General features: G+C 70.6%; 16 protein-coding genes and 2 pseudogenes. 7 read left to right on the top strand and 11 right to left on the bottom strand.

The window, feature by feature from the left end; all coding sequences use genetic code 11:
• Nucleotides 1-209: 209 nt before the first annotated feature.
• Nucleotides 210-1034, top strand: a complete 825-nt coding sequence (locus ACFY2B_RS37690; protein WP_390767558.1) for a phosphotransferase — start codon at nucleotides 210-212, stop codon at nucleotides 1032-1034.
• Nucleotides 1035-1179: 145 nt separating this feature from the next.
• On the opposite strand, the gene ACFY2B_RS37685 is transcribed toward ACFY2B_RS37690, so the two are convergent.
• A complete protein-coding gene (locus tag ACFY2B_RS37685) occupies nucleotides 1180-2412 on the bottom strand; it encodes an MFS transporter (RefSeq protein WP_390767557.1) in 1233 nt (410 codons plus the stop codon).
• Nucleotides 2412-3776 carry a peptide ligase PGM1-related protein gene (locus tag ACFY2B_RS37680; protein ID WP_390767556.1) on the bottom strand — a complete coding sequence of 455 codons (1365 nt, stop codon included), beginning with the start codon at nucleotides 3774-3776 and terminating at the stop codon, nucleotides 2412-2414. Before ACFY2B_RS37680 ends, ACFY2B_RS37685 begins: the two co-directional genes overlap by 1 nt.
• A gap of 224 nt (nucleotides 3777-4000) precedes the next feature.
• Here ACFY2B_RS37680 and ACFY2B_RS37675 point away from each other — a divergent pair, with 224 nt between their 5' ends.
• The 3 genes from ACFY2B_RS37675 to ACFY2B_RS37665 all read left to right on the top strand — a co-directional run bounded on the left by ACFY2B_RS37675 (nucleotide 4001) and on the right by ACFY2B_RS37665 (nucleotide 8231).
• Entirely contained in the window at nucleotides 4001-5236 is a 1236-nt protein-coding gene (locus tag ACFY2B_RS37675; RefSeq protein ID WP_390767555.1) for an NADP-dependent malic enzyme, read from the top strand.
• A gap of 35 nt (nucleotides 5237-5271) precedes the next feature.
• Nucleotides 5272-5520 carry a hypothetical protein gene (locus ACFY2B_RS37670; protein ID WP_390767554.1) on the top strand — a complete coding sequence of 83 codons (249 nt, stop codon included), beginning with the start codon at nucleotides 5272-5274 and terminating at the stop codon, nucleotides 5518-5520.
• Between the two features lie 176 nt (nucleotides 5521-5696).
• Nucleotides 5697-8231, top strand: a complete 2535-nt coding sequence (locus ACFY2B_RS37665) for a LuxR C-terminal-related transcriptional regulator (protein ID WP_390767553.1) — start codon at nucleotides 5697-5699, stop codon at nucleotides 8229-8231.
• Between the two features lie 56 nt (nucleotides 8232-8287).
• On the opposite strand, the gene ACFY2B_RS37660 is transcribed toward ACFY2B_RS37665, so the two are convergent.
• From ACFY2B_RS37660 to ACFY2B_RS37645, 4 genes are read right to left on the bottom strand one after another with little or no spacing between them, the layout of a single operon-like run.
• Nucleotides 8288-8956: a response regulator gene (locus tag ACFY2B_RS37660; RefSeq protein ID WP_390767552.1), complete on the bottom strand. Its 669-nt coding sequence runs from the start codon at nucleotides 8954-8956 to the stop codon at nucleotides 8288-8290.
• Nucleotides 8953-10248 carry a sensor histidine kinase gene (locus tag ACFY2B_RS37655; RefSeq protein ID WP_390767551.1) on the bottom strand — a complete coding sequence of 432 codons (1296 nt, stop codon included), beginning with the start codon at nucleotides 10246-10248 and terminating at the stop codon, nucleotides 8953-8955. The genes ACFY2B_RS37660 and ACFY2B_RS37655 overlap by 4 nt, the downstream gene beginning before the upstream one ends.
• Nucleotides 10249-10266: 18 nt before the next feature.
• Entirely contained in the window at nucleotides 10267-11106 is an 840-nt protein-coding gene (locus ACFY2B_RS37650; RefSeq protein WP_390767550.1) for an ABC transporter permease, read from the bottom strand.
• Nucleotides 11103-12041: an ATP-binding cassette domain-containing protein gene (locus ACFY2B_RS37645; RefSeq protein ID WP_390767549.1), complete on the bottom strand. Its 939-nt coding sequence runs from the start codon at nucleotides 12039-12041 to the stop codon at nucleotides 11103-11105. Before ACFY2B_RS37645 ends, ACFY2B_RS37650 begins: the two co-directional genes overlap by 4 nt.
• 455 nt (nucleotides 12042-12496) lie before the next feature.
• On the opposite strand from ACFY2B_RS37645, the gene ACFY2B_RS37640 reads away from it, so the two are divergent.
• The 3 genes from ACFY2B_RS37640 to ACFY2B_RS37630 are packed head-to-tail and all read left to right on the top strand — an operon-like array spanning nucleotide 12497 to nucleotide 15402.
• Nucleotides 12497-13540 carry an ABC transporter substrate-binding protein gene (locus ACFY2B_RS37640; RefSeq protein WP_390767548.1) on the top strand — a complete coding sequence of 348 codons (1044 nt, stop codon included), beginning with the start codon at nucleotides 12497-12499 and terminating at the stop codon, nucleotides 13538-13540.
• 56 nt (nucleotides 13541-13596) lie between these two features.
• Nucleotides 13597-14562: a FecCD family ABC transporter permease gene (locus tag ACFY2B_RS37635; RefSeq protein ID WP_390767547.1), complete on the top strand. Its 966-nt coding sequence runs from the start codon at nucleotides 13597-13599 to the stop codon at nucleotides 14560-14562.
• 3 nt (nucleotides 14563-14565) lie between these two features.
• The gene (locus ACFY2B_RS37630; protein ID WP_390767546.1) at nucleotides 14566-15402 is read left to right on the top strand and encodes an ABC transporter ATP-binding protein; all 837 of its coding nucleotides are present in this window, start codon (nucleotides 14566-14568) and stop codon (nucleotides 15400-15402) included.
• A 44-nt stretch (nucleotides 15403-15446) separates the two neighbouring features.
• On the opposite strand, the gene ureG is transcribed toward ACFY2B_RS37630, so the two are convergent.
• The 5 genes and pseudogenes from ureG to ACFY2B_RS37605 form a co-directional block, all read right to left on the bottom strand.
• On the bottom strand, nucleotides 15447-16142 hold the full coding sequence (ureG, locus tag ACFY2B_RS37625; protein ID WP_390767545.1) for an urease accessory protein UreG: 696 nt from the start codon (nucleotides 16140-16142) through the stop codon (nucleotides 15447-15449).
• Between the two features lie 29 nt (nucleotides 16143-16171).
• A pseudogene (locus ACFY2B_RS37620) lies at nucleotides 16172-16612 on the bottom strand (urease accessory protein UreF); the annotation flags it as partial.
• A 3-nt stretch (nucleotides 16613-16615) separates the two neighbouring features.
• Nucleotides 16616-17041, bottom strand: coding sequence for a hypothetical protein (locus tag ACFY2B_RS37615; protein ID WP_390767577.1), 426 nt, complete (start codon nucleotides 17039-17041; stop codon nucleotides 16616-16618).
• Nucleotides 17042-17268: 227 nt separating this feature from the next.
• Nucleotides 17269-17565 (bottom strand): annotated as a pseudogene (locus ACFY2B_RS37610) (urease subunit gamma); the annotation flags it as partial.
• Nucleotides 17566-17905: 340 nt separating this feature from the next.
• The gene (locus ACFY2B_RS37605) at nucleotides 17906-19708 is read right to left on the bottom strand and encodes a CocE/NonD family hydrolase C-terminal non-catalytic domain-containing protein (protein WP_390767544.1); all 1803 of its coding nucleotides are present in this window, start codon (nucleotides 19706-19708) and stop codon (nucleotides 17906-17908) included.
• Between the last annotated feature and the right edge of the window lie 10 nt (nucleotides 19709-19718).

The raw sequence follows: 19718 nt of genomic DNA, 5'->3' as shown, positions 1-19718 counted from the left end.
ATCATCAACCGCCTCGTACCCCTGGTCGCACTGCGGCCGCGCCGAAGCTGACCCCCTTCGGGGAGCAGGTGGCCGTGGCAGCAAAGGGGAACGAAATCAGAGAACGTGTTCCGACTGGGCTGACCGATGCGAGGCCGGCAGCGACAATCGCTCCAGTGACTTCTCCACAGCAGAGCTGGGCGCGTGCTGAGCGGCTCGACGCCGCCCGGATGATCGACGCCCTGCACAGGCAGACCGGTGTGCGTTTGACTCTCGACGGCCCCTGCCCAGGCGGCCAGGTCGGCGCGGCCTATGTGCGCTGGCCCGACGAGCACCGATCCGTCCTGAAATGGCGGCCGCACAGCCAGGCTGAAGGCATGCGAGCGGGACCACTCGCTGTTGCGGAGGCGCTACGGCTGGCGGGTTATCCGGCCCCGGCCACCGAGTTGGTCGCCCAAATCGGCCACGCGGTAGTCATGGTGCAAGAACTCCTGCCGGGCACGAAGATCGACCACCTCGACCACCGCGGCCTGGACCAAGCGCTCGAACTCAACCAGATGCAGGCCGATCAGCTTGCCGACCGCCCCGACATTCCGACGGTGGCACTTCACCTGCGGCAGGACGGGTCCGGCTACTGCCTGCACGGGCCCTTGCGCCAACACGACCGCCGCAGTGCCGCACTCGAACGCTGGATCGCTGCCGTCGGCAGCGACTGCCCTCCCGAGTCGGCCGGGCAGGACGCCGTGCATGCGGACTTCCAGCCCGGCAACATGCTCACCACCGACGGCTCGGTCACCGGCGTCGTCGACTGGGACGGTGCCGCCCGCGGCGATCGCCGATTCGACCTCGTCACCCTGCGCTTCGGTATCCACGCGGAGGAAACCGACCCAGGCGTGACACAACGTCTCGACGCTGTCCTCGACTCCCTCCCCGAAGACGTCCTTCGGCCGGCATGGGCTCACATGAGTCTCCGCATGGTCGACTGGGCCATCAGGCACTTCACCCCGGCCGAGGTGGAACACTGGCTGGACCTGGCCGAACAACGCGTGAGCTGACCTCCCCACCGAGGAAATGACACGGCGACGAGACAAACTCGTCCGGTCATGGCCTGGCCGTTCCGGGCCCGCGTGACCGGACCGCTTCCAGGACGACAGCCGGCGCTTCGCGAAGGCACTGTGGCGGTGCGCGGGGCCGCCGCTGTCAGGGCCCGTCGTCCGCGTCCGCAAGAGCGAGGGGCTCGGCGGTGGTGGGCGGGTGCCCGGAGCCGCGTTCGGCGATGGCGCTGACGACGGTGATGAGGAGGGTGATGGTGACACCACCGAGGATCGCGGCCGACGGGCTCGCCAGGTCCAGGGCCACCGCGGTCAGGGTCGCGGTCAGGCTGTAGCCCAGACCCTGGACGGCGTACATGACGGAGTACGCGGCGGCGTGGGCGGGCTCGGGGAGACGTTCCCGGAGGCTGAGGTTGCGGGTGACCATGACGCCGGACTGGAAGACACCCGCGAGGAGCAGGGCGACGGCGATGCCCGGCAGGCCCGGCAGGAGCGTGATCAGGCTGACGCATGTGGCGGTGACGGCGAGGAACACCAGGCTCTGGGTCCGTACCGAGCCGGGCCAGGTCCGCAGGCCGTAGCAGAACGCGCCGACCGCGCTGGCCAGTGCGAAGCCGGCGAGCAGCGGCCCCGACCAGCTGACGGAGAGCTGCCGGTCCTCCAGAAGCGCCGGGAGCACGAGTTCCGCGGTGGCCAGCATCGCCATGGCGGCCGCGCTGGTGAGATAGACGGGCCAGCCCGACAGCAGGGTGCGCGTCGTGGTCGCCGCCGCACGCTCGGTGGGTTCGCGGTGCTGTGGTTCCGGGAGCCTGAACACCAGGAGCGAGGCGGTGGCGGCGAGCAACGCGCCCAGCACCAACGGGGCTCCGGGGTGGACCTGGAGGGCCAGGAGGACCACCAGGCCGGGTGCCGCGGCCCAGACGATCTGGGTGAGGGTGGCCTCGGCGCTCAGCGCGCGGGGCACCATGTCGTCGGCCACCATGCGGGTCAGGACGGAGCGGATGCCGCCGGGGCAGGCGGCCGGGGCGGCGCCCGCCACGAAGGCGAGCACGAGCAGTACGGGGGCCGGGGCCGAGTGGGCGACGGGCAGGGCGCCGAAGGCGAGCGCACCCACCAGCAGCCCGGCGGACAGTTGGCCCCGCAGCCGGCCGCGGCTCAGACGGGTGCCGAGGAGGGGGGCGCCGACCACCTCCCCCAGAACGTACACGGACGCCAGGGTCGCGCCCAGCGTGTAGCCTCCCGGACTCTCCCGGCTGAGGAACACCAGGGCGAGCGGTGTCATGGCGACCGGTGCCTTGCTGGCCAGTGAGACCACGGCCCACAGCAGGAATTCACGGGTCAGCAGCCCCCGGTAACTACTCTTGGTGGCGGACAACACCATCAGCTCTTCGTGCTCAGGGGCGCGAGCAGTTCCGCGACGGCCTGCTCCAGTTCCCGGGCGTGCGCGGCGTCGCGTGCCACCACGCAGTACTCGCCGAAGCCGCCCGAGGCGCTGTTGTCGTCCACGGTGATCAGTACGCCGGTGCGGGATTCGGGGTCGTAGGCCAGGCCGTGGTCGGCGAGGGCCTGGACGGTGGTGGCGAACGGCGGGAAGGTGCAGCGGCGCAGCTCGACCAGGACCCGCTGCTCGAAGTAGTCGTCGCCGACGACGCGTTCGCCGATCCGGTGGATGTGGGTGGAGCCGCCGGTGCGGCAGTTGAACTCGTTGATGAGGATGTTCCGGTCGGGGGTGACGATCGCGTCGATGCTGACGATGCCGCGGTAGCCCATCGCGTGGATCGGTCGGCACAGTCGCCGCACCGCCTCCAGGAAGCCGGGGAAGGCGGGCAGTTCCGCCGACGGGGCGGGCACGATGAGTCCGTTGAGCACGGGCTTCATCCGCATCTCCCCGTGCCCGGTGAATTCAACGCCGTGTTCTTCGATCCGCACCTCGGCGTAGATCGGGGCGGATTCCGGTAGGTACTGCTCGATCACCACCTGGTTGCGCCCGCCGTCGGTGAGCCAGGGCCAGCGCTCCGTCAGATAGCCGCCGAGGTCCGCACGGCTTCCGGCGACCACGGCGCGCTGGGCTCCCAGCGGATCGATGCCGGCGTACGGGCTGACGATCTCGTTGCCGAATCCGGCGACGTGGAAGTCCTGCTTGAGGATGGCGGGCTGGCCCTGGGACAGCAGCCGCTCCCAGAGGAACGCCGCCGCCTCCTTCTGGGCGGAGAACACTCCGCCGGGCGGGACGGGCGCGCCGGTCCCGCCGGCCAAGGCGCGGAAGGTGCTCTTGCTGTTCAGCAGCCGGCCGCCGCCCTGGTCGAGGAAGCCGAAGCCGGGGGTCACCTTGTCCAGGCCGAGTGTGCGGGTGAGTTCGGCCAGTGAGCTGTCGAAGTGGAAGGGCAGGACGTCGTCGACGCCGTGCGCCTGTACGGCCGCCCGCAGCGCCTCGATGAATCCCCCGTCGGTGAGCCGGTCCTGGGACAGCACGCCTTCCCCCAGGCGGCCGGTCGGCGGCACCAGTACCCGCACCGAGTCACGGGGAATTCCCAAAGTGGCGGTGACATAACGCAGGTATTCCTCGTGCACGGGTACGGGAAGGACAAGTACATCGCCTTCCCGTAGGCACCAGGCCATGCGCTGCGCCTGATTTCCCACATAAAGCCGGTATTCCGGGTCCAGTAGTTCGAGGTCACCCACCATTTCCTCGGTCCGCTGATTACTGACGATCAGTGTTGCCATTTCGACGCTCGCTTTCTGCATGGTGTGGCCCTCGGCCCGCAGGCTTGTCAACCGCACCGCGCGGACGACCGGACCTGGACCATCCTTCCGGGCATGGCAGTTGGCAATGGTGTTTCCGTTCCTTCGGAAACGCCACTGCCTGTCCGAGTAGAAACGGCGGTACGGGGGACTACTCGGGCGAGTGGTGCGGCCGGTCCTCGCGTTCGGATAACGTCGTGGCGACTGCCTAGGAAAGGGATTCGACCATGACCGCTGTCGGGGTCAACAGCCCTGCGACGGAAGCCGAGGTGTTCGCTGCTCATGAAGGCGGAAAACTGAGCGTCGGGGTCACCACCGCATTCCATGATTCCCGAGCACTGTCCATCGCCTACACCCCGGGCGTGGCCATGGTCAGCAAGGCGATAGCGAAGGAGCCGGCCCTGGCCCAGCGCTACACCTGGGCCGGCCGGTTGGTCGTCGTGGTCACCGACGGCACCGCGGTGCTCGGCCTGGGGGACGTGGGGCCGACCGCGTCCCTGCCCGTCATGGAGGGCAAGGCCGCGCTGCTCAAGCAGTTCGCCGGACTGGACGCGATACCGCTGGTACTGGGCACCACGGACGTGGACGAGATCGTCGAGACCCTGGTGCGGCTGAGGCCGTCGTTCGGCGCGGTGAGTCTGGAGGATGTCGCCGCGCCACGGTGCTTCGAACTGGAGGACCGGCTGGTTCGGGCGCTGGACTGCCCGGTCATGCACGACGACCAGCACGGCACGGCCATCGCGGTGCTGGCGGCGCTGCGCGGCGCGTGCGCGGTGGTCGGCCGTCCCATGACACAGCAGCGCGTCGTCGTCCACGGCGCCGGCGCGGCCGGTGTCGCCTGCGCCCGCATTCTGCTCGCGGCGGGCCTCACCGACGTCGTCGTGCTCGACTCGCGTGGCATTCTCGTCCCGGGCCGCGCCGGAATGAACCCGGCGAAGGCTGCGCTGGCCGCGGTCACCAATCCGCGCGCGCTGCACGGCGGTCTCGCCCAGGCGCTGCCGGGCGCCGACGTCTTCGTCGGGGTGTCCAGCGCTACGGTGCCGGAGGAACTGATCGCCTCCATGGCGCCCGACGCGATCGTCTTCGCGCTCTCCAATCCGGTACCGGAGATCCATCCGGAGACCGCCGCACGGTACGCCGCGGTGGTGGGCACCGGAGGCAGCGACTTCCCCAACCAGGTCATCAACACCCTGGCCTCGCCGGGTATCTACCGAGGCGCGCTCGACGCGGGCGCCACGCGGATCACCGAGGGGATGAAGCTCGCCGCCGCCGAGGCGATCGCCGAGGTGGCCGCCGCCGACCTGGCCCCGGACCGGGTCGTACCGCATTCGCTGGATCCGAGGGTGATGCCCGCGGTCGCCGCCGCCGTGGCGCGGGCGGCGCTCGGGGACGGCGGCCCACGCGGCTGTGAGGACCGTTCCGGCGCGGACGCCGTGTCACCGGGGACCGCGACGACCGGCTGACGCCCCGCTGCGACGGCGTCCAGCGGGCGAGCGACTTGTTCGGGCGCAAGGAACGCGTCGGCTTCCACGACGCCTTCGCCGCCCGCGGCGGCCACGGCACGTTCGGCCACTCCCGGCCGGCCACCGTGGAGTTCCGCCGGGACAGCGACGCGGGCGGGATCCACGGTCTGCGCGGTCAGGGCTCCGCCTCTTTGCAGCTCCATCCCGAATCGGTACGCACGGAGGACGGCCTGAGCCGGGCCGGCGGACTCCTGACGGAGGTGCCGGCCACATGGGTGAGCTGACGGCGAGGCCATGCCTCCAGGACTGGCCACCGTAGCGCTTCAAGACAATCTGGCAGGGATGTGACGGGCATCACCGTGCCGGGCCGCTGTATGAGGAATGTTGATTCCTGGTTCAACGGCCTGGCCGAACCCCGGGCCGACGGCTCATGGGTCATGAACGTCACAACGAGGGAAGCATGCCCGAGGTCAGACTGCACGGACGTGAGGACGAACAACGGCACCTCGCGGGCTTCCTCGGCCGGGCCGGGCACGGCCCGCCCGGCACCCTGATCGTCAGTGGCCAGACCGGCATCGGCAAGACCAGGCTGTTGCGCGAAGCGGCACAGCACGCCCGGCAGCGCGGCCTGACAGTCCATCACCACTCCGCGGCGCATCTCAGGGCCCTGGTATCGACGGGCCCGGCGCGGGGTTCGCGCCCCCCCGGCGACCGCGCGCTGCTGGTCCTGGACGATGTGGAGGCGGTGACCGCCGCGGAGATCCACCATCTCATCCACACGGCCCGCCAGGTCTCTGCCCCGGCACCGGCACTGCTGCTCGCCCGCGCTGCCAAGGCGCCGGGCACACCGTTCGGACAGCCGGTCCGGGCGGCCCCCGGCGCTCCGGTGGACCGGCTGGAGCTGGCGCCGCTGACGAGCGTGGCGGTGCGCGACCTGGTCCGTGATCTGATCGGCGTACCGCCGAAGGCCGGGCTGCTGGACGTGGTGAACTGCGCCAACGGCAACCCCCGGCTGATCGTGGAGCTGGTCGAGGGCCTGGCCGAGGAGGGACGCATCGGGCCCGCCGGAGACCTGATCCGTCTCACGCCACGACAACTCCCGTTGCGGGTACGGGTCTTGACCGACGACCATCTGCGGCAGCTGTCCAAGGAGTCGGTCCAGCTGCTGCGCGTGGGCACGATCCTGGGCCGCACCTTCCCGCTGTCACAGGCCGCGGCCATGCTGAGCACCAGCACCGCCGTGCTGTTGACGGCCCTCGACGAAACCATGGCCACCGGGCTGCTGACCCTCGCCGACGACGAGGTGAGCTTTCAGCATCCGCTGATCTGGCGCGCCGTGTACGAGTCGATTCCCCAGGGGGTACGTGCCGCCCTGCACCGCGAGGCGCGGCAGCACGCGCGCGGGCCCGCGACTCCCGCTCATGATCCCGTCGCACCGGGACGCCGGGCGAGGACGCAAGAGCCGTACACCGGGACGCCGAGTGGAGTGAGCACGACCGGAGCGGTCCGCACGCTGCTGCGGACCGGCCATGTCGAGTCGGCCGTCCTCCTCGTCCGCGGCGCCCTCGACCGGCCGCGCCCGGCCCGCGAGGAGCTGATGCTCCGGCGCCTGCTGACCGACATCCTCCTGGCCGGCGGACACGCGGACGCCGTGTTCTCGGGTTCCGTGTTCGCGGCCGACGGGAAAACCGGGCCCCTCCCACCGGCCGACCCGGTCCCGCTCACGGACGCCTGGGCCGACACCGTGATCGACCAGCTGGCGCGGACCGGCGCCGAGTCCGCGCGGACAGCCGCGGTGGCCCTGTCCGGCCTGGAGTGGGCCGAAGGCCGAACGGCACAGGCCCTCCACTGGGGCCGCAGGGCCGTCGACCACCCCGAGACCCCCGACACACCGGCCGACCGCGCACACCCACGGCTGGCCCTGGCGGCCAAACTCGTCGCGCTGGGCGACCTCCAGGAGGCGGCGGATCTCCTCCGGCAGGCCCTGCCGGACCAGCCGGCCGAGGGTGACACCGTCCTGCGGTCCGCCGCGACCCTCGTCCACGCGACGGCACACCTGCGGGCGGGAGACACCGACGCCGCCCGGCAGCAGGCGCGGAGCGTGCTCTCGGCCGCGACGGGCGCCGCACTGCCCGTGCTCGCGGCCTGGGCGGCCGCCACCCTGTGCCGTACGGAAATACTCGCGGGCGACCTCGACGCGGCGGCCGGGCACCTGGCCCGCTGCCGGGAGCACGGGGGCACGCTCCGGACGGTTCCGTATCCGGCTCCCTGCCACCACTGGCTCGGCGTGGTGCTGCACGTCGCCCGGAACGACATCCCCGAGGCCGCCGCCCTGCTCGCTTCCTCTCCCGTTCCCCTGCCGTCGCTGCAATCGCTGCTGCTGGCCGAGCCGGGCGCGGCGGCCTGGTTCGTACGCCTCTCCCGTCGTATCACCGACACCCCGCTCGCCGATACGGCCCTCAGGGCCGTGGAGCGGCTGGCCGCCGACAACCCGGACGTCCCCGCTGTCCAACTGGCCGCCCAGCACGCCCGCAGCCTCTACGAATGCGACCCGGACGGAATCGCACGGGCCGCGGCGGAACACCGGGACGCATGGGCGCGGGCCTGCGCGGCCGAGGACCTGAAGGCACTGCTGAACGAACGGCAGGTGACCTCTCGGGCCGCACCCCGGACACCCGCATCCCGGCACCGCACATGGCCGACCCGGGACCACGTGGGCTGGATGGCTCTCGTCGACGCCGTACCCCATCACGGGCAGCCCACCCCCGAGCCGGCCACGGACCCGCTCAGGGACATCGAACGCACCATCGCCGCCCTCGTCGCAACGGGCCTGACCAACCGCCAGGTCGCCCAGCGCGTCCACCTGTCCCCGCACACCGTGAACTACTACCTCCGGCGCATCTACCGGAAGCTCGGCATCCGCTCCCGCATCGAACTCGCCCGCCGCATCGCGGACCAGGATCCCGGGTTCTGGTCCGGGCCGGTGGTGGAGTAGGCCACCGCTTGCGGTGGCCGGGCAGCCGGAGCACACCGCGACAGCCGCGCGTCGGCTCAGTCCGCGTTGGGGCGGGCAAGACCGTGGTCGTAGGCGAAGATCACGGCCTGGACGCGGTCACGGGCGCCGATCTTGGCCAGGACGCGGCCGACGTGGGTCTTGACGGTGGACTCGGACACGACGAATCGGGCGGCGATCTCACCGTTGCTCCAGCCCTTGCCGACGGCGACGAGGATCTCGCGCTCCCGGTCGGTGAGGGAGCCGAGTCTCGGGTCCTCGGCACGGTCTCCGCGGTGGGCGGGGACGTACCGGGTGAACTCTTCCAGGATGCGGCGGGTGGGAGCCGGAGCGATGACGGCGTCCCCGGCGGCGACGGCCCGGATGCCCGCGAGAAGTTCCTCGGCGCGTACGTCCTTGAGGAGGAAGCCGCTGGCGCCGGCGCGGAGAGCGGCGTGGACGTACTCGTCGAGGTCGAAGGTGGTGAGCACGAGGACACGCGAACGCTCGCCCGCGGCGACGATGCGGCGGGTGGCCTCGATGCCGTCCATGCCGGGCATGCGGACGTCCATCAGGACGACGTCCGGGCGTAGTTCGGCGGCCTTGCGGACGGCCTCGGCGCCGTGCGCGGCCTCGCCCACGACCTCGGTCTCCGGGACGGAGTCCAGCAGCATGCGGAAGCCGTAGCGCTGCAACGGCTGGTCGTCCGCGATGAGCACGGTGGTCATCCGGCACCGCCCCGGGGCGCGAGGTCGAGGACGGCCTCGACGCTCCAACCTCCGCCGCGCGCCGGACCCGCGCTGACCGTGCCGCCGTACAGAGCCGCTCGTTCCCTCATGCCCACCAGTCCGTGTCCTTCCTCGTTCGGCACTCCCGCCGGTGCGGCCCGGCCCGTGTCCTGGACCCGGATGGTCAGCCGGCCGTCCTCGACGAGGATCGCCAGGTGGACCCGGGTGTCGGTGTCCGTGCCGGCGTGCTTCAGTGTGTTGGTGAGCGCTTCCTGGACGATGCGGTACACGGTCAGTTGTACCCCGCCGTCCAGGGCGTCCACGTCGCCGGAGGTGCGGTAGACGACGTCCAGTCCGGCGGCCTGCACGTTCGCGCACAGCGCGTCGAGGTCCGCGATGCCGGGCTGTGGGCTGAGTTCGGGCCCGCCCGCGGAGCCGTCCGCCGTCTCCCGCAGCACGCCGAGCACGCGCCGCAGCTCGCCCAGGGCCTGTCGACCCGTGTCGCCGATGAGCCGCAGGGCCTCCTTGCCCCGTTCGGGGGCGATGTCGGTGGCGTAGGCGCCGGCGTCGGCGAGCGTGATGATCACGGAGAGGTTGTGGCCGACGATGTCGTGCATCTCGCGGGCGACCCGGGTGCGTTCGGTGGCTGCGGCCAGTCGGCTGCGCTGGTCGCGCTCGACCTCCAACTGGGCGGTCCGCTCCCGCAGCCCGGCGAGCTGGGCCCGGCGGATCCGTACCATCAGGCCGAGCGCGAGGGCCGCCGTGGCCGTGCTCAGCAGGAAGAACAGCGCGTCCCAGACCGACACGACCGGGGAGACGCGCACCGCCACCAGCGCCATGGCGCCCGCCATGACCCCACATGCCCACGGCAGCTTCCGCAACCGTCCGTGCAGGGTCAGGCTGTACAGGGTGACGAAGAGCGCGACGTCCGCACGCAGCGCCGCGCCCAAGGCCCACTGGACGACGAACACCGCGGCCACGACGCCGAAGGCCGCCTCGGGCCTGCGCCGCCGCCACAGCAGGGGCAGCACGAGGCCGGCCTGTACCGCCAGCATTCCCGCTACGGACAGCTGGGTGAAGGCGAACCGGAAGCGGAGCGGGCCGTCACCGTCGCCAGCACCGTGGTGGAACAGGTCGGGCAGGCAGAACATCAGGAAGACCAGGACCACGACGGCGGCGTCCAGTACCCACGGATGCCTCCGGTCGGCCTGCCGCAACCGCTGGCCGCCCCGGGAGAGCCGGGCGACCAGCGGTACCGTCCCGCTGATGTCATCTATGGTCACGAACGCCACACTGCCATGGTGCGGGTATCAGACGTCGCTGCGCACGAGCCGGTACGCCGCGCCGGCCAGCGCCAGCGCCGTCCAGCAGAGGAAGACCAGCAGTCCGGCGCCCGGCGACAGGGTCGTGGAGTCGTGGGTCAGGGCGAATATCGCCCCGCCCGCATTGGATGGCAAGTAGGGGCTGATGTTGTCCTGCCAGGAGCTGGGCAGCAGGGAGATCAGGCCCGGGATCAGCATCAGGGCCGCCACCAGTACCGAGATCCCGCCGGCCACCGACCGCAGCAGCGCGCCCAGGGCGACGCCGATCACCCCGACCAGGCCGAGGTAGAGCCCGGCGCCCAGCAGACCGCGCAGGACGCCCGGGTGGGAGAGGCCCATGGCCGCGGGCGTGCCGGAGACGATCCCGCTGCCGAACAGGAAGGCGACGAACGCGCCCAGCGTTCCCACCGCCAGCGCGACCAGCCCGAACACAGCCGCCTTGGACCACAGCACGGGCAGCCTGCGGGGCACCGCGGCGAGTGTCGAGCGGATCATGCCGGTCGAGTATTCCCCCGCCATGACCAGGACACCGAGCACACCCAGAGCCAGTTGGGCGAAGTTCGTGCCGAAGAGGGACAGGCTGACGGCCGTGGACGTGGCGAAGTCACGGTCCAGGTGTCCGGAGTCGATCCCCGACTTGTAGCGGCTCGCGGCAATCAGTCCGAAGGCCACCAGAAAGAGCAGCCCGAGGCCCAGGGTGATCCAGGTCGAGCGCAGGGACCACAGCTTGGCCCACTCCGAGGACAGCACCCGCCGCCCGGTCACCCGGTAGCCGGGACGGGCGGGGGCGGTCCGGGGTTCCTCGGCGGTTGCGGTGAGGGTGCTCATGCCGGCCTCCCGAGGGTCTCGATCCCGGTCGTGGAGCCGTGGTACTCCACGGCATCCCTGGTCAGGTCCATGAACGCCTCCTCCAGCGACACGGTCCGCGACGTCAGCTCGAACAGCGCGATGCCGTGCTCGGCCGCCTGCAACCCGATCTCGCGTGCGGTGAGCCCGGTCACCTGCAACTCCTCGGAGCCGATCCGGCCGGTGACGTCGACACCCGGCCCGGCCAGTACGTCCCGCAGCCGCGCCGGATCCTGCGTGACCACCGTCACCGTGTCCCCGCCCGCCTCGCGGATCAGGTCGCCCACGGTGGTGTCGGCCAGCAGCCGCCCACGGCCCACGATGATCAGGTGGTCTGCCACCAGGGCCATCTCGCTCATCAGGTGTGAGGAGACGAACACCGTCCGGCCCTCGTCGGCGAGCGCCTTGAGCAGGTTGCGGATCCAGAGCACGCCCTCCGGGTCCAGACCATTGACCGGCTCGTCCAGCATCACCGTCTGCGGATCACCCAGCAGCGCCGCCGCGATGCCCAGCCGCTGCCCCATTCCGAGGGAGAAGGCGCCGGCCCGCTTCCTCGCCACGCTCCCCAGCCCGGCCAGCTCGATGACCTCCTCGACCCGGCGGCGCGGAATGCCGTGGGTCAGCGCGAGGGCCCTGAGGTGGTTGTACGCCGAGCGGCCCGGGTGGATCGACTTCGCCTCCAGGAGAGCGCCGACCTCCTGGAGGGGCGCCTGGTGGCGGGCGTAGTGGCGGCCGTTCACGGTGACGGCGCCGCTCGTCGGGGCGTCAAGCCCGACGATCATGCGCATGGTCGTGGACTTTCCCGCGCCGTTGGGTCCGAGAAAGCCGGTCACGGTGCCCGGCTTGACGACGAAGTCCAGGCTGTCGACGGCCGTCTTCTCGCCGTACCTCTTGGTCAACTGCCGTGCGTCGATCATGCGTGTGTCTTTCTGTCGGCCTCGGGCGCCACTCGTCTCCGACGCCCCACAGCAACGCTAGGCACCGGATCACCCCGATCCCGTGGTACCGGGAGCCTGACCTACGCCGGGCGCGTGGTACCCCGGTACTACGCGTCCACCTGCGGCTCCTTCCGCTCCACAGCCGCAGCGGGCATCCGGCCGCCGCGGGGCATCCGGGCACGCGGGCGGCCGGGCACCCAGGAGGCCGGGAGGACGCGACGGCCGCGGGGCCGGTCTTCAACCGCGCCACCCTGCCCCGTGTACGGCTCGCGGACGTCTGTCGGCGTGCTGCCCGCCCCACCCGTCGGTCCGGGCCCCACCTCCGGCTGCCCGCGAAATAGGCGGCACCTTCCGGGAACTCACCACGTCTTCGGCCCGACTACTTGCATCAGAGCCTTCAATTCGTCAGCACACCCCGCACGCAAGGAGCCCGCATGCCGATGAATCGGCCGACCGCTACAGCCGCCCTGGCCGCAGCCCTCTGTCTGCTCACGGCTGCCTGCGGCGGCTCCTCGTCGGACGACAGGGCGAGCACGAGATCCACCGGGGACACAGCCGCCGGGGGCGACTACCCGGTGACCCTGGACAACTGTGGCCAGAAGCAGACCTTCGAGAAGGCCCCCAGCCGGGTCGTCGTCATGAACGGCGCGTCCGTCGCCGAGGTCTCCACGCTGCTTGCCCTCGGCCTGGGCGACAAGATCGTCGCCAACGAGCAGAGCTACGGCATGTCCGAGGTCCCGGGCCGCGCCGCGGCCATCAAGAAGCTGCCCACCGGCGGTGTCAAACTCAACGAGGCTTACGACATCCCGCGCGAGGCGATGTTCGGCCTGCGCCCCGATCTCGTCCTGTCCGTCACCACGTACGGCTTCGACCAGAAGAACGGCTTCGCCACCCGCGACCAGCTCAAGGAGGTCGGCGCCCGCACCTACGTCTCCCCGCAGGGCTGCGACGACGACCCTGCCAGGATGACCATCGCCGACAGCTACCGGCTGCTGCGCGACATGGGAAAGATCTTCGACGTCAGTGACAGGGCCGAGAAGCTGATCGCCGCCTCCGAGAAGAACATCGCGGCGGTCTCCAAGAAGGTCGAGGGGGAGAAGAAGCCGAAGGTCATGGTGGTCTTCTCCAACATGTCCATGGGCAGCAACGACTTCAGCTCGGTCCTCGCCCAGGGCATCGTCAACGACATCCTCGCCAAGGCCGGCGGCACCAACGCCTTCGAGAACACGGCCAAGACCACCTTCGCCGACCTGAGCAAGGAGAAGGTGGCCGCCACCGACGTCGACGCCCTCGTCGTCATCTCCTACAACGACCCGAACCCGGCGGCCTACGCCAGGAAACTACTCAAGGAGTTCCCCCAGTGGCCGGCCGCCAAGAACAACGCGTACGTGACGGTGTCCGACTCGATGTACCTCGGCCCCAGCAACGACCTGGCCGTGGAGAAGGTCGCGAAGATGCTGCACCCCGACGCGTTCTGAGCCGGATCAGGTTCCCGCTGGCATGCACGCTCCTCAGCGTTGCGCTGATCGTCGCCATGATCGTGGCGATCGGCATCGGCTCCGTCGACATCCCGGTCGGTGACGTGTGGGAAGTGGTCCTCCACCATGTCACCGGAGCGGGAACGGCGCCCTCCGACCCCGCGCTCGACCAGATCGTCTGGAACTTCCGCACCCCGCGGGTGGTCCTGGCCGCCCTGGTCGGCGCGGGCCTGGCCGTGACCGGCGCCGTCCTGCAGACCGTGGTGTCCAACCCACTGGCCGACCCCACCGTGCTGGGCTTCTCCTACGGCGCCACACTCGGCGCGGTCCTCGTCATCACGCTGGGCGGCGGCGCCGCGCTCGCCGGCCTCGGGGTGTCCGCCGCGGCCTTCCTCGGCGCGGTCGCCGCGGGCGCGCTGGTCTTCGCACTCGGTCAGCGGCGGGGACGGCTGGCCCCGGTACGGCTGGTGCTGGCAGGCGTCGCCATCGGCTACATCTTCCTCTCGGCGACCAGCTACATCCAGCTCCAGGCGACGCCGAACGAGTTGCGCACCGTCATGTTCTGGATGCTGGGCAGCGTCGCAGGAGCCGACTGGGACCAGATTCCCACGGTCACCGTGGTCGTCCTCGCCACCACCACGCTGCTCACCCTGTTCGGCCGGCGCCTCAACGTCCTGCTGGCCGGTGACGAGTCCGCCACCGCGCTCGGCGCCGACGTCAACCGGCTGCGCGCCGTCCTGCTGGTCCTCAGCGCGCTGCTGACCGGCACCGTCATCGCGGTCGCCGGCAGCATCGGCTTCGTCGGCCTGATGATCCCGCACCTGGTGCGGCTGACCAACGGCGCCGACCACCGCCGGCTGCTGCCTCTGACGGCCCTGCTGGGCGCCCTCTACCTGGTCCTCGTCGACCTGCTCTCCCGCACCCTCGACCGCCCCAACGAACTGCCCCTGGGCATCCTCACCGCCCTCCTCGGCGCTCCCTTCTTCCTGTGGCTGCTGCGCCGCAACAAGGGCCTGGACTGAAGCATGAAACTCAAAGTCGACCGGCTCCACGTCGTTCTGGACCGCACCCCGATCCTGCGCGACGTGAGCCTTGAGGCCCGCAAGGGCGACATCGTCGGCCTCGTCGGCCCCAACGGCAGCGGCAAGTCCACCCTGCTGCGCACCGTCTACCGTTCCCTGCGTCCGGCGGACGGGGTGATCCGGGTCGGTGACGACAACGTGTGGGAACTGTCCCCCCGATCGGCGGCCCGCCGGACCGCGGCCGTCCTTCAGGACGCCGGCGGCAACACCACCGGCCTGACCGTCACCGAGATCGTGGCCCTCGGCCGCACCCCGCACCACGGCCTGCTCGGCCGTGACGGCGCCGAGGACCACGAGGCCGTGTCCGACGCCATCGACCGCTGCGGCGTACGGCCCTTCGCGGACCGCGATTACACCTCCCTCTCCGGCGGCGAACGCCAACGCGTCCTGCTGGCCCGAGCGCTGGCCCAGAACCCCAGACTCCTCGTGCTGGACGAACTCACCAATCACCTGGACATCCGGGCCCGGTTCGAGCTCCTGGACCTGATCCGCGCCACCGGCGTCACCACGCTCGCCGTCCTCCACGACCTCGACCTCGCGGCCCGTCTCTGCGACCACCTGGTCGTGCTGCGCGAGGGAGCCGTGGCCGCGGCGGGACCGGTCCTGGAGGTGCTCACCCCGCACCTCCTCGCCGAGGTCTTCGGTGTCCGCGCGAGCACCGAACGGCACGCCGACGGTGTCATCCGCATCACCTACGCGTCCCGTCCGCTCGCGAAGGACGCGGGTGCGGAGGACGAGGGTGTGGAGGACGACGGCGACCGCCTCACCGCCGACCGGTGACCCGGCGGTGAACCAGTCGGGCCGGGCGAGTTGGGTGCCGGTGCTCATGCGGCTGCCTGCGTGCGCCACCGGGTGAGGTGGCCGGTGACCCAGTCGGCGACCTCGCGGATGTCGTCGTCCGAGGTGAGACTCGTGAAGATGACGGGCAGGTCGCCGCGTTGCCGTTTGGCGTCGGCGGCCATGGTGGCGAGGTTGGCGCCGACGTGCGGGGCGAGGTCGGTCTTGTTGACGACGAGGAGGTCGGCGGTGGTGATGCCGGGGCCGCCCTTGCGGGGAATGTCGTCGCCGCTGGCGACGTCGATGACGAAGACCTGCACGTCGACGAGGCCCTTGGAGAAGGTGGCGGTGAGGTTGTCACCACCGGACTCGACGAGTACGAGGTCGAGGGGGTGGAGGGTCTCTTCGAGGTGTTCGACGGCCTCCAGGTTGGCGGAGATGTCGTCGCGGATCGCGGTGTGCGGGCACGCGCCGGTCTCCACCGCGGTGATCCGCTCGGGCGGCAGCACGGCCTCCCGCCGCAGGTACTCGGCGTCCTCGCGGGTGTAGATGTCGTTGGTGACGACGGCGATGGACCAACGGTCACGCAGGGTGCGGCAGAGTGCGGCGGCGCTGGCTGTCTTGCCGGAGCCGACGGGGCCGCCCAGCCCGACACGGAGGGCTCGGCGGCTGCCGTCGGAGCGGATCGGCTCGGCGCTGTGGGTGTGGTGCTGCGGCACGGTCATGGGATGGTCAAGGTGCACGAGGTACTCCAGAAGGGGGGGAGAAGGTTTCAGGAGGCGAAGAGCCGGACGGTCCAGGCGGCATGTTGTGCACCGGTGATGTCCAGTAGCGGCGAGGACGCCGACGGCAGGGCGTCGATGCCTTCGGCCATGACACGGTCCGCGGCCTGGGCGGCAGCCGTGGCGACGGCGTCGGTATCGGAGCTGAGGCGGGCCAGCAGCCCTGAGACGTCGAGCGGGTCGAGGCTGAGCAGGCGCACTGCCGCGGTGGCCGGGCCGCCGGTGATCTCGTACGCGACGGCGTAGGCGGCGTCCAGTGGGGTGAGCCCGGCGGCTCGGGCGGCGAGGCCCAGCACGAGCGGCTGGTGGGCGCCCCCGGGACGTTCGGTGGCCAGCAGTTCCAGGTCTTGGGACGGGAAGGTGGCACGGGCCGCGCGCATCATCTGCCGGCCGAGCCGACGGGCGACGGCGCGTAGCGCGGGGCAGGTGGTGGTTCAGAAGAGGAAGTACCGCTGCGCCAGGGGTACTTCGTTGACGTAGGAGCGCGGCACGGTCGCCCCGTTGAGTTCGGTGCGGGCGTCGCTCGTGGTCGCCCCGCCGAGGGTGACCTCGAAGCTGTTGTGGTCGACTTCGAGGCTGTCGGGCACTGTGTGGTTCAGTTTCATGTCGGCCTTCGTGACGTGCCGGGGGCTGGTGATGTCCACGAAGTCCTTGTCGAGGCCGAGTCCCGGGTTACTGCTGGTGCCGTCTCCGTTCAGGTCGCCGGCCACGCCCGGAGCCACGAAGTTCACCGAGTTGCGTCCTGGGGAGCGGCCGGTGGAGCCCCAGACCGGGCGTGGCAGATAGGGCTGCGGCGTGGTGATCGACGCGTTGGCGTCGCCGACCTGCGCGTAGGCGAGTTGACCGCCCTTGAGGAGCATGTGCGGTTTGACCCCGAAGAACTTCGGCTGACGCCCTGTGTGTCCCCGTCGAGATGCTCGTTGAAGTAGATCGCGTCGTACCGGCAGGCAGTCTCGTCGTCCTTGTCGCAGCCCGCGGACGAGTTGCCGGTGTCACCGCAGCCGACCGGACAGCTCGGCTTGCGGGGCGGCTGAGGGTGCTCCACCTTGCCCGGGTGGACCCCGGGTCCCTCTGCTGCGGCCTCCGGAACGGGGTCGTGAATGGTGACCAGTTTGGTGCCGTCCGGGAAGGTGGCCTCCACCTGAACGTTCTTGATCATCTCCGGGACGCCGTCCATCACCTCGTCCCGGGTGAGCAGATGCCGACCTGAGTCCATGACGTCGCTGACCGTCCTGCCGGCGCGCGCCTGCTCGAAGACGTGCACCGTCAACAGCGCCATGGCCTCGGGGTAGTTGAGAAGCAGCCCGGAGTCGCGACGCCGCTGCGCCACGTCGGCAGCCACATGGATCAGCAGCCGCTCCTGCTCATGCGGAGTCACATGCACAGTGCGTCATTTCCCTTGATCGGACAGTACGCGCGATCGGGCATGCCGAAGGCCGCGGAAGGCGTCCTACGGATGACTCCAAACGCTCTTCGAGCATTACGCGGAGATGTCGACGACCTTCCTGGAACACCGATCATGTACTCGATCAGGTGAATCCGATGCGCAGCTGTGCATATCCCGCTGCTGCCTGGTCACAAGCCCGCCTGGTTCGGTGACGCCCAGACCCCTGCCAGTGCGGGGCCGGCCGGAAACGGCTGTACCGATACATCCCAAGCAGGACGAAGGGCCGTACCTCCGCGAAGCGCTGCGGGGGAACGGCCCTTGTCTGATGGGGCTTCGCTCAGCCGAGTGGCAGTTCCAGGACGGCTGCTTCCCCGTTCAGGGAGGTGATGGTGGTGGTGCTGTCCTTCTTGCCGGTGAACGCGTACAGCTTGTCGTGGCTGTTGACGACCAGGGCGAGGCGGTGGCCGTCGTGCAGGTCGTAGGCGGTGGGCTGGAGCGTCCACCTGACGGTGCGGTCCGTACCCGGGCGCAGGCCGGTGGCGGTGAAGGGTTCGTGGGTGATGATCCGGGCGCTGTTGTCCGGGGCGACGTCGAAGAGGTAGGCGACCAGGGTCGCGGCGTCGGCCTCGTCGGATCGGACCGAGAGCCGGACCGTGGCGGCGCCGCGGATCCGGCGGCCGCCTGTCAGCGCCTCGGTGGACCAGAGCAGCAACCGGGTCCGCTCGAAGTCGGCCGGCTTGTAGTTCTTGGGGTTGCCGAACCACTCCTTCTGCCCGGTGGTCATGATCTCGTCCATGGCGGTGGCGGCGGTCTCGTGCCCGGCGGTGAAGGCGCGGCTCCAGCCCGTGGAGGGCTTGTCGGACAGGGTGCCGTCACCGTTGCCGCCGTTGCCGCTCAGGTACCAGGCTTCGCTGTCGGTGGTGGCCTCGGCCCAGGAACGGAGCGGTTCGCGCCGGGCCGGGACGGTGATCCGCCGGCCGATGACGGCCGGGACGGTCTTGTAGGTGAACATGACCTGGCTGTTGACCACCGGCCACTCCGGGACCTCGTTGGCCGTCTCGAGCAGGTAGTGGTCCAGCCAGGCGTATGCCTCCTGCATCGGTGTCAGCAGGCCGGGGAAGGGCGTGCCGGTCGCCAGACCGGTGATGCCGGCGCCTTCCGGGGCGCCATGGTCGCCGATCCACAGGTTCAGGTGCTTGGGCGCGGTGATCTGCTCGAAGGCGGCGATCGCCTCACCGACCGGGAACAGGCTCTCGTGCCAGGTGTTCGAGTAGAAGGTCGGGATGTCCCGCGTGTTGGTGATGTCGACGTAGGTCTCGGGGGAGCGTTCGGTGCCCCAGGCCACCACGTTCTCCAGGTTCCGGCCGTCCCGGAAGTCCTGGAGGATCCGCCGCGTCTCCTCGTCGAACTTCTCCTCTTCCGTTCCGCCGGTGAAGTCGATCAGCGTCTGCACGGCCTCCAGGTGCCGGGTGCCGTTGTCGTAGAGGCTGGTGGCCAGGTTGCCCCAGGTGCTCAGAGCGGCCACCGCGGCGACTCGGTTCTTCCGGTCGTGCGCGGCGACCAGCTGGCTGATCCCGGAACCGTAGGACAGGCCCATGAACCCGACCTTGCTCGGCGCGAACAGCTCCTGCGCGTGGTCGATCATGCGCGATCCGTCCGCCCAGTCGTCCGACCCGGCGACGTTGATGAACCCCTCGGAGGTGTACGGCAGGTCCGGCTTGCCGATCCCCCTCGGGGTGTACGCCAGCACGTGGTAGCCGCGTGCCGCCAGCGAGAGGTAGCCGACCATGAACGGCAGCCAGCCGTACGGGTTCCAGCCGGCGGGCACGATCACCACGGGGCGCGGCTCCGAGGCATTCTGCTTGATCGCGAACGCGGAGAGGCTGATCTCCTCCGGCACAGAAACGCGCGGGAAGGTGATCCCGGCCTGCCGCAGGACACGGGCCACCAGCTCCTGCAGTTCCTCGGGGAGCGTACCGGCCGGCGCGGTGCCCTGAACCGCCGCGAGCAGGGCCCTGGCGACGGCGAGAACCGACGGGTTGATGTCCAGGCCGCCGCCGCGCCAGATGCCGTTGGCGGCGATGTCGGCGAGTGTCGCGTCGGTGACCGACGCGATCGGCTCTCCATCTGCTGTGGTCATGCGAACCGCC

It is taken from the genome of Streptomyces sp. NPDC001270 (genome assembly GCF_042896695.1).
Taxonomy (GTDB): Bacteria; Actinomycetota; Actinomycetes; order Streptomycetales; family Streptomycetaceae; genus Streptomyces.
This window is presented reverse-complemented; position numbering and strand designations above follow the sequence as displayed.

What these genes read in the sequence shown, in the direction of transcription:
- ACFY2B_RS37640 (WP_390767548.1), top strand. Translation starts at nt 12,497, where the DNA reads ATGCCGATGAATCGGCCGACCGCTACAGCCGCCCTGGCCGCAGCCCTC.
- ACFY2B_RS37665 (WP_390767553.1), top strand. Translation starts at nt 5,697, where the DNA reads ATGCCCGAGGTCAGACTGCACGGACGTGAGGACGAACAACGGCACCTC.
- ACFY2B_RS37690 (WP_390767558.1), top strand. Translation starts at nt 210, where the DNA reads ATGATCGACGCCCTGCACAGGCAGACCGGTGTGCGTTTGACTCTCGAC.
- ACFY2B_RS37660 (WP_390767552.1), bottom strand. Translation starts at nt 8,956, where the DNA reads ATGACCACCGTGCTCATCGCGGACGACCAGCCGTTGCAGCGCTACGGC.
- ACFY2B_RS37650 (WP_390767550.1), bottom strand. Translation starts at nt 11,106, where the DNA reads ATGAGCACCCTCACCGCAACCGCCGAGGAACCCCGGACCGCCCCCGCC.
- ACFY2B_RS37630 (WP_390767546.1), top strand. Translation starts at nt 14,566, where the DNA reads ATGAAACTCAAAGTCGACCGGCTCCACGTCGTTCTGGACCGCACCCCG.
- ACFY2B_RS37675 (WP_390767555.1), top strand. Translation starts at nt 4,001, where the DNA reads ATGACCGCTGTCGGGGTCAACAGCCCTGCGACGGAAGCCGAGGTGTTC.
- ACFY2B_RS37680 (WP_390767556.1), bottom strand. Translation starts at nt 3,776, where the DNA reads ATGCAGAAAGCGAGCGTCGAAATGGCAACACTGATCGTCAGTAATCAG.
- ACFY2B_RS37685 (WP_390767557.1), bottom strand. Translation starts at nt 2,412, where the DNA reads ATGGTGTTGTCCGCCACCAAGAGTAGTTACCGGGGGCTGCTGACCCGT.
- ACFY2B_RS37615 (WP_390767577.1), bottom strand. Translation starts at nt 17,041, where the DNA reads ATGCTCCTCAAGGGCGGTCAACTCGCCTACGCGCAGGTCGGCGACGCC.
- ACFY2B_RS37645 (WP_390767549.1), bottom strand. Translation starts at nt 12,041, where the DNA reads ATGATCGACGCACGGCAGTTGACCAAGAGGTACGGCGAGAAGACGGCC.
- ACFY2B_RS37635 (WP_390767547.1), top strand. Translation starts at nt 13,597, where the DNA reads ATGATCGTGGCGATCGGCATCGGCTCCGTCGACATCCCGGTCGGTGAC.
- ACFY2B_RS37605 (WP_390767544.1), bottom strand. Translation starts at nt 19,708, where the DNA reads ATGACCACAGCAGATGGAGAGCCGATCGCGTCGGTCACCGACGCGACA.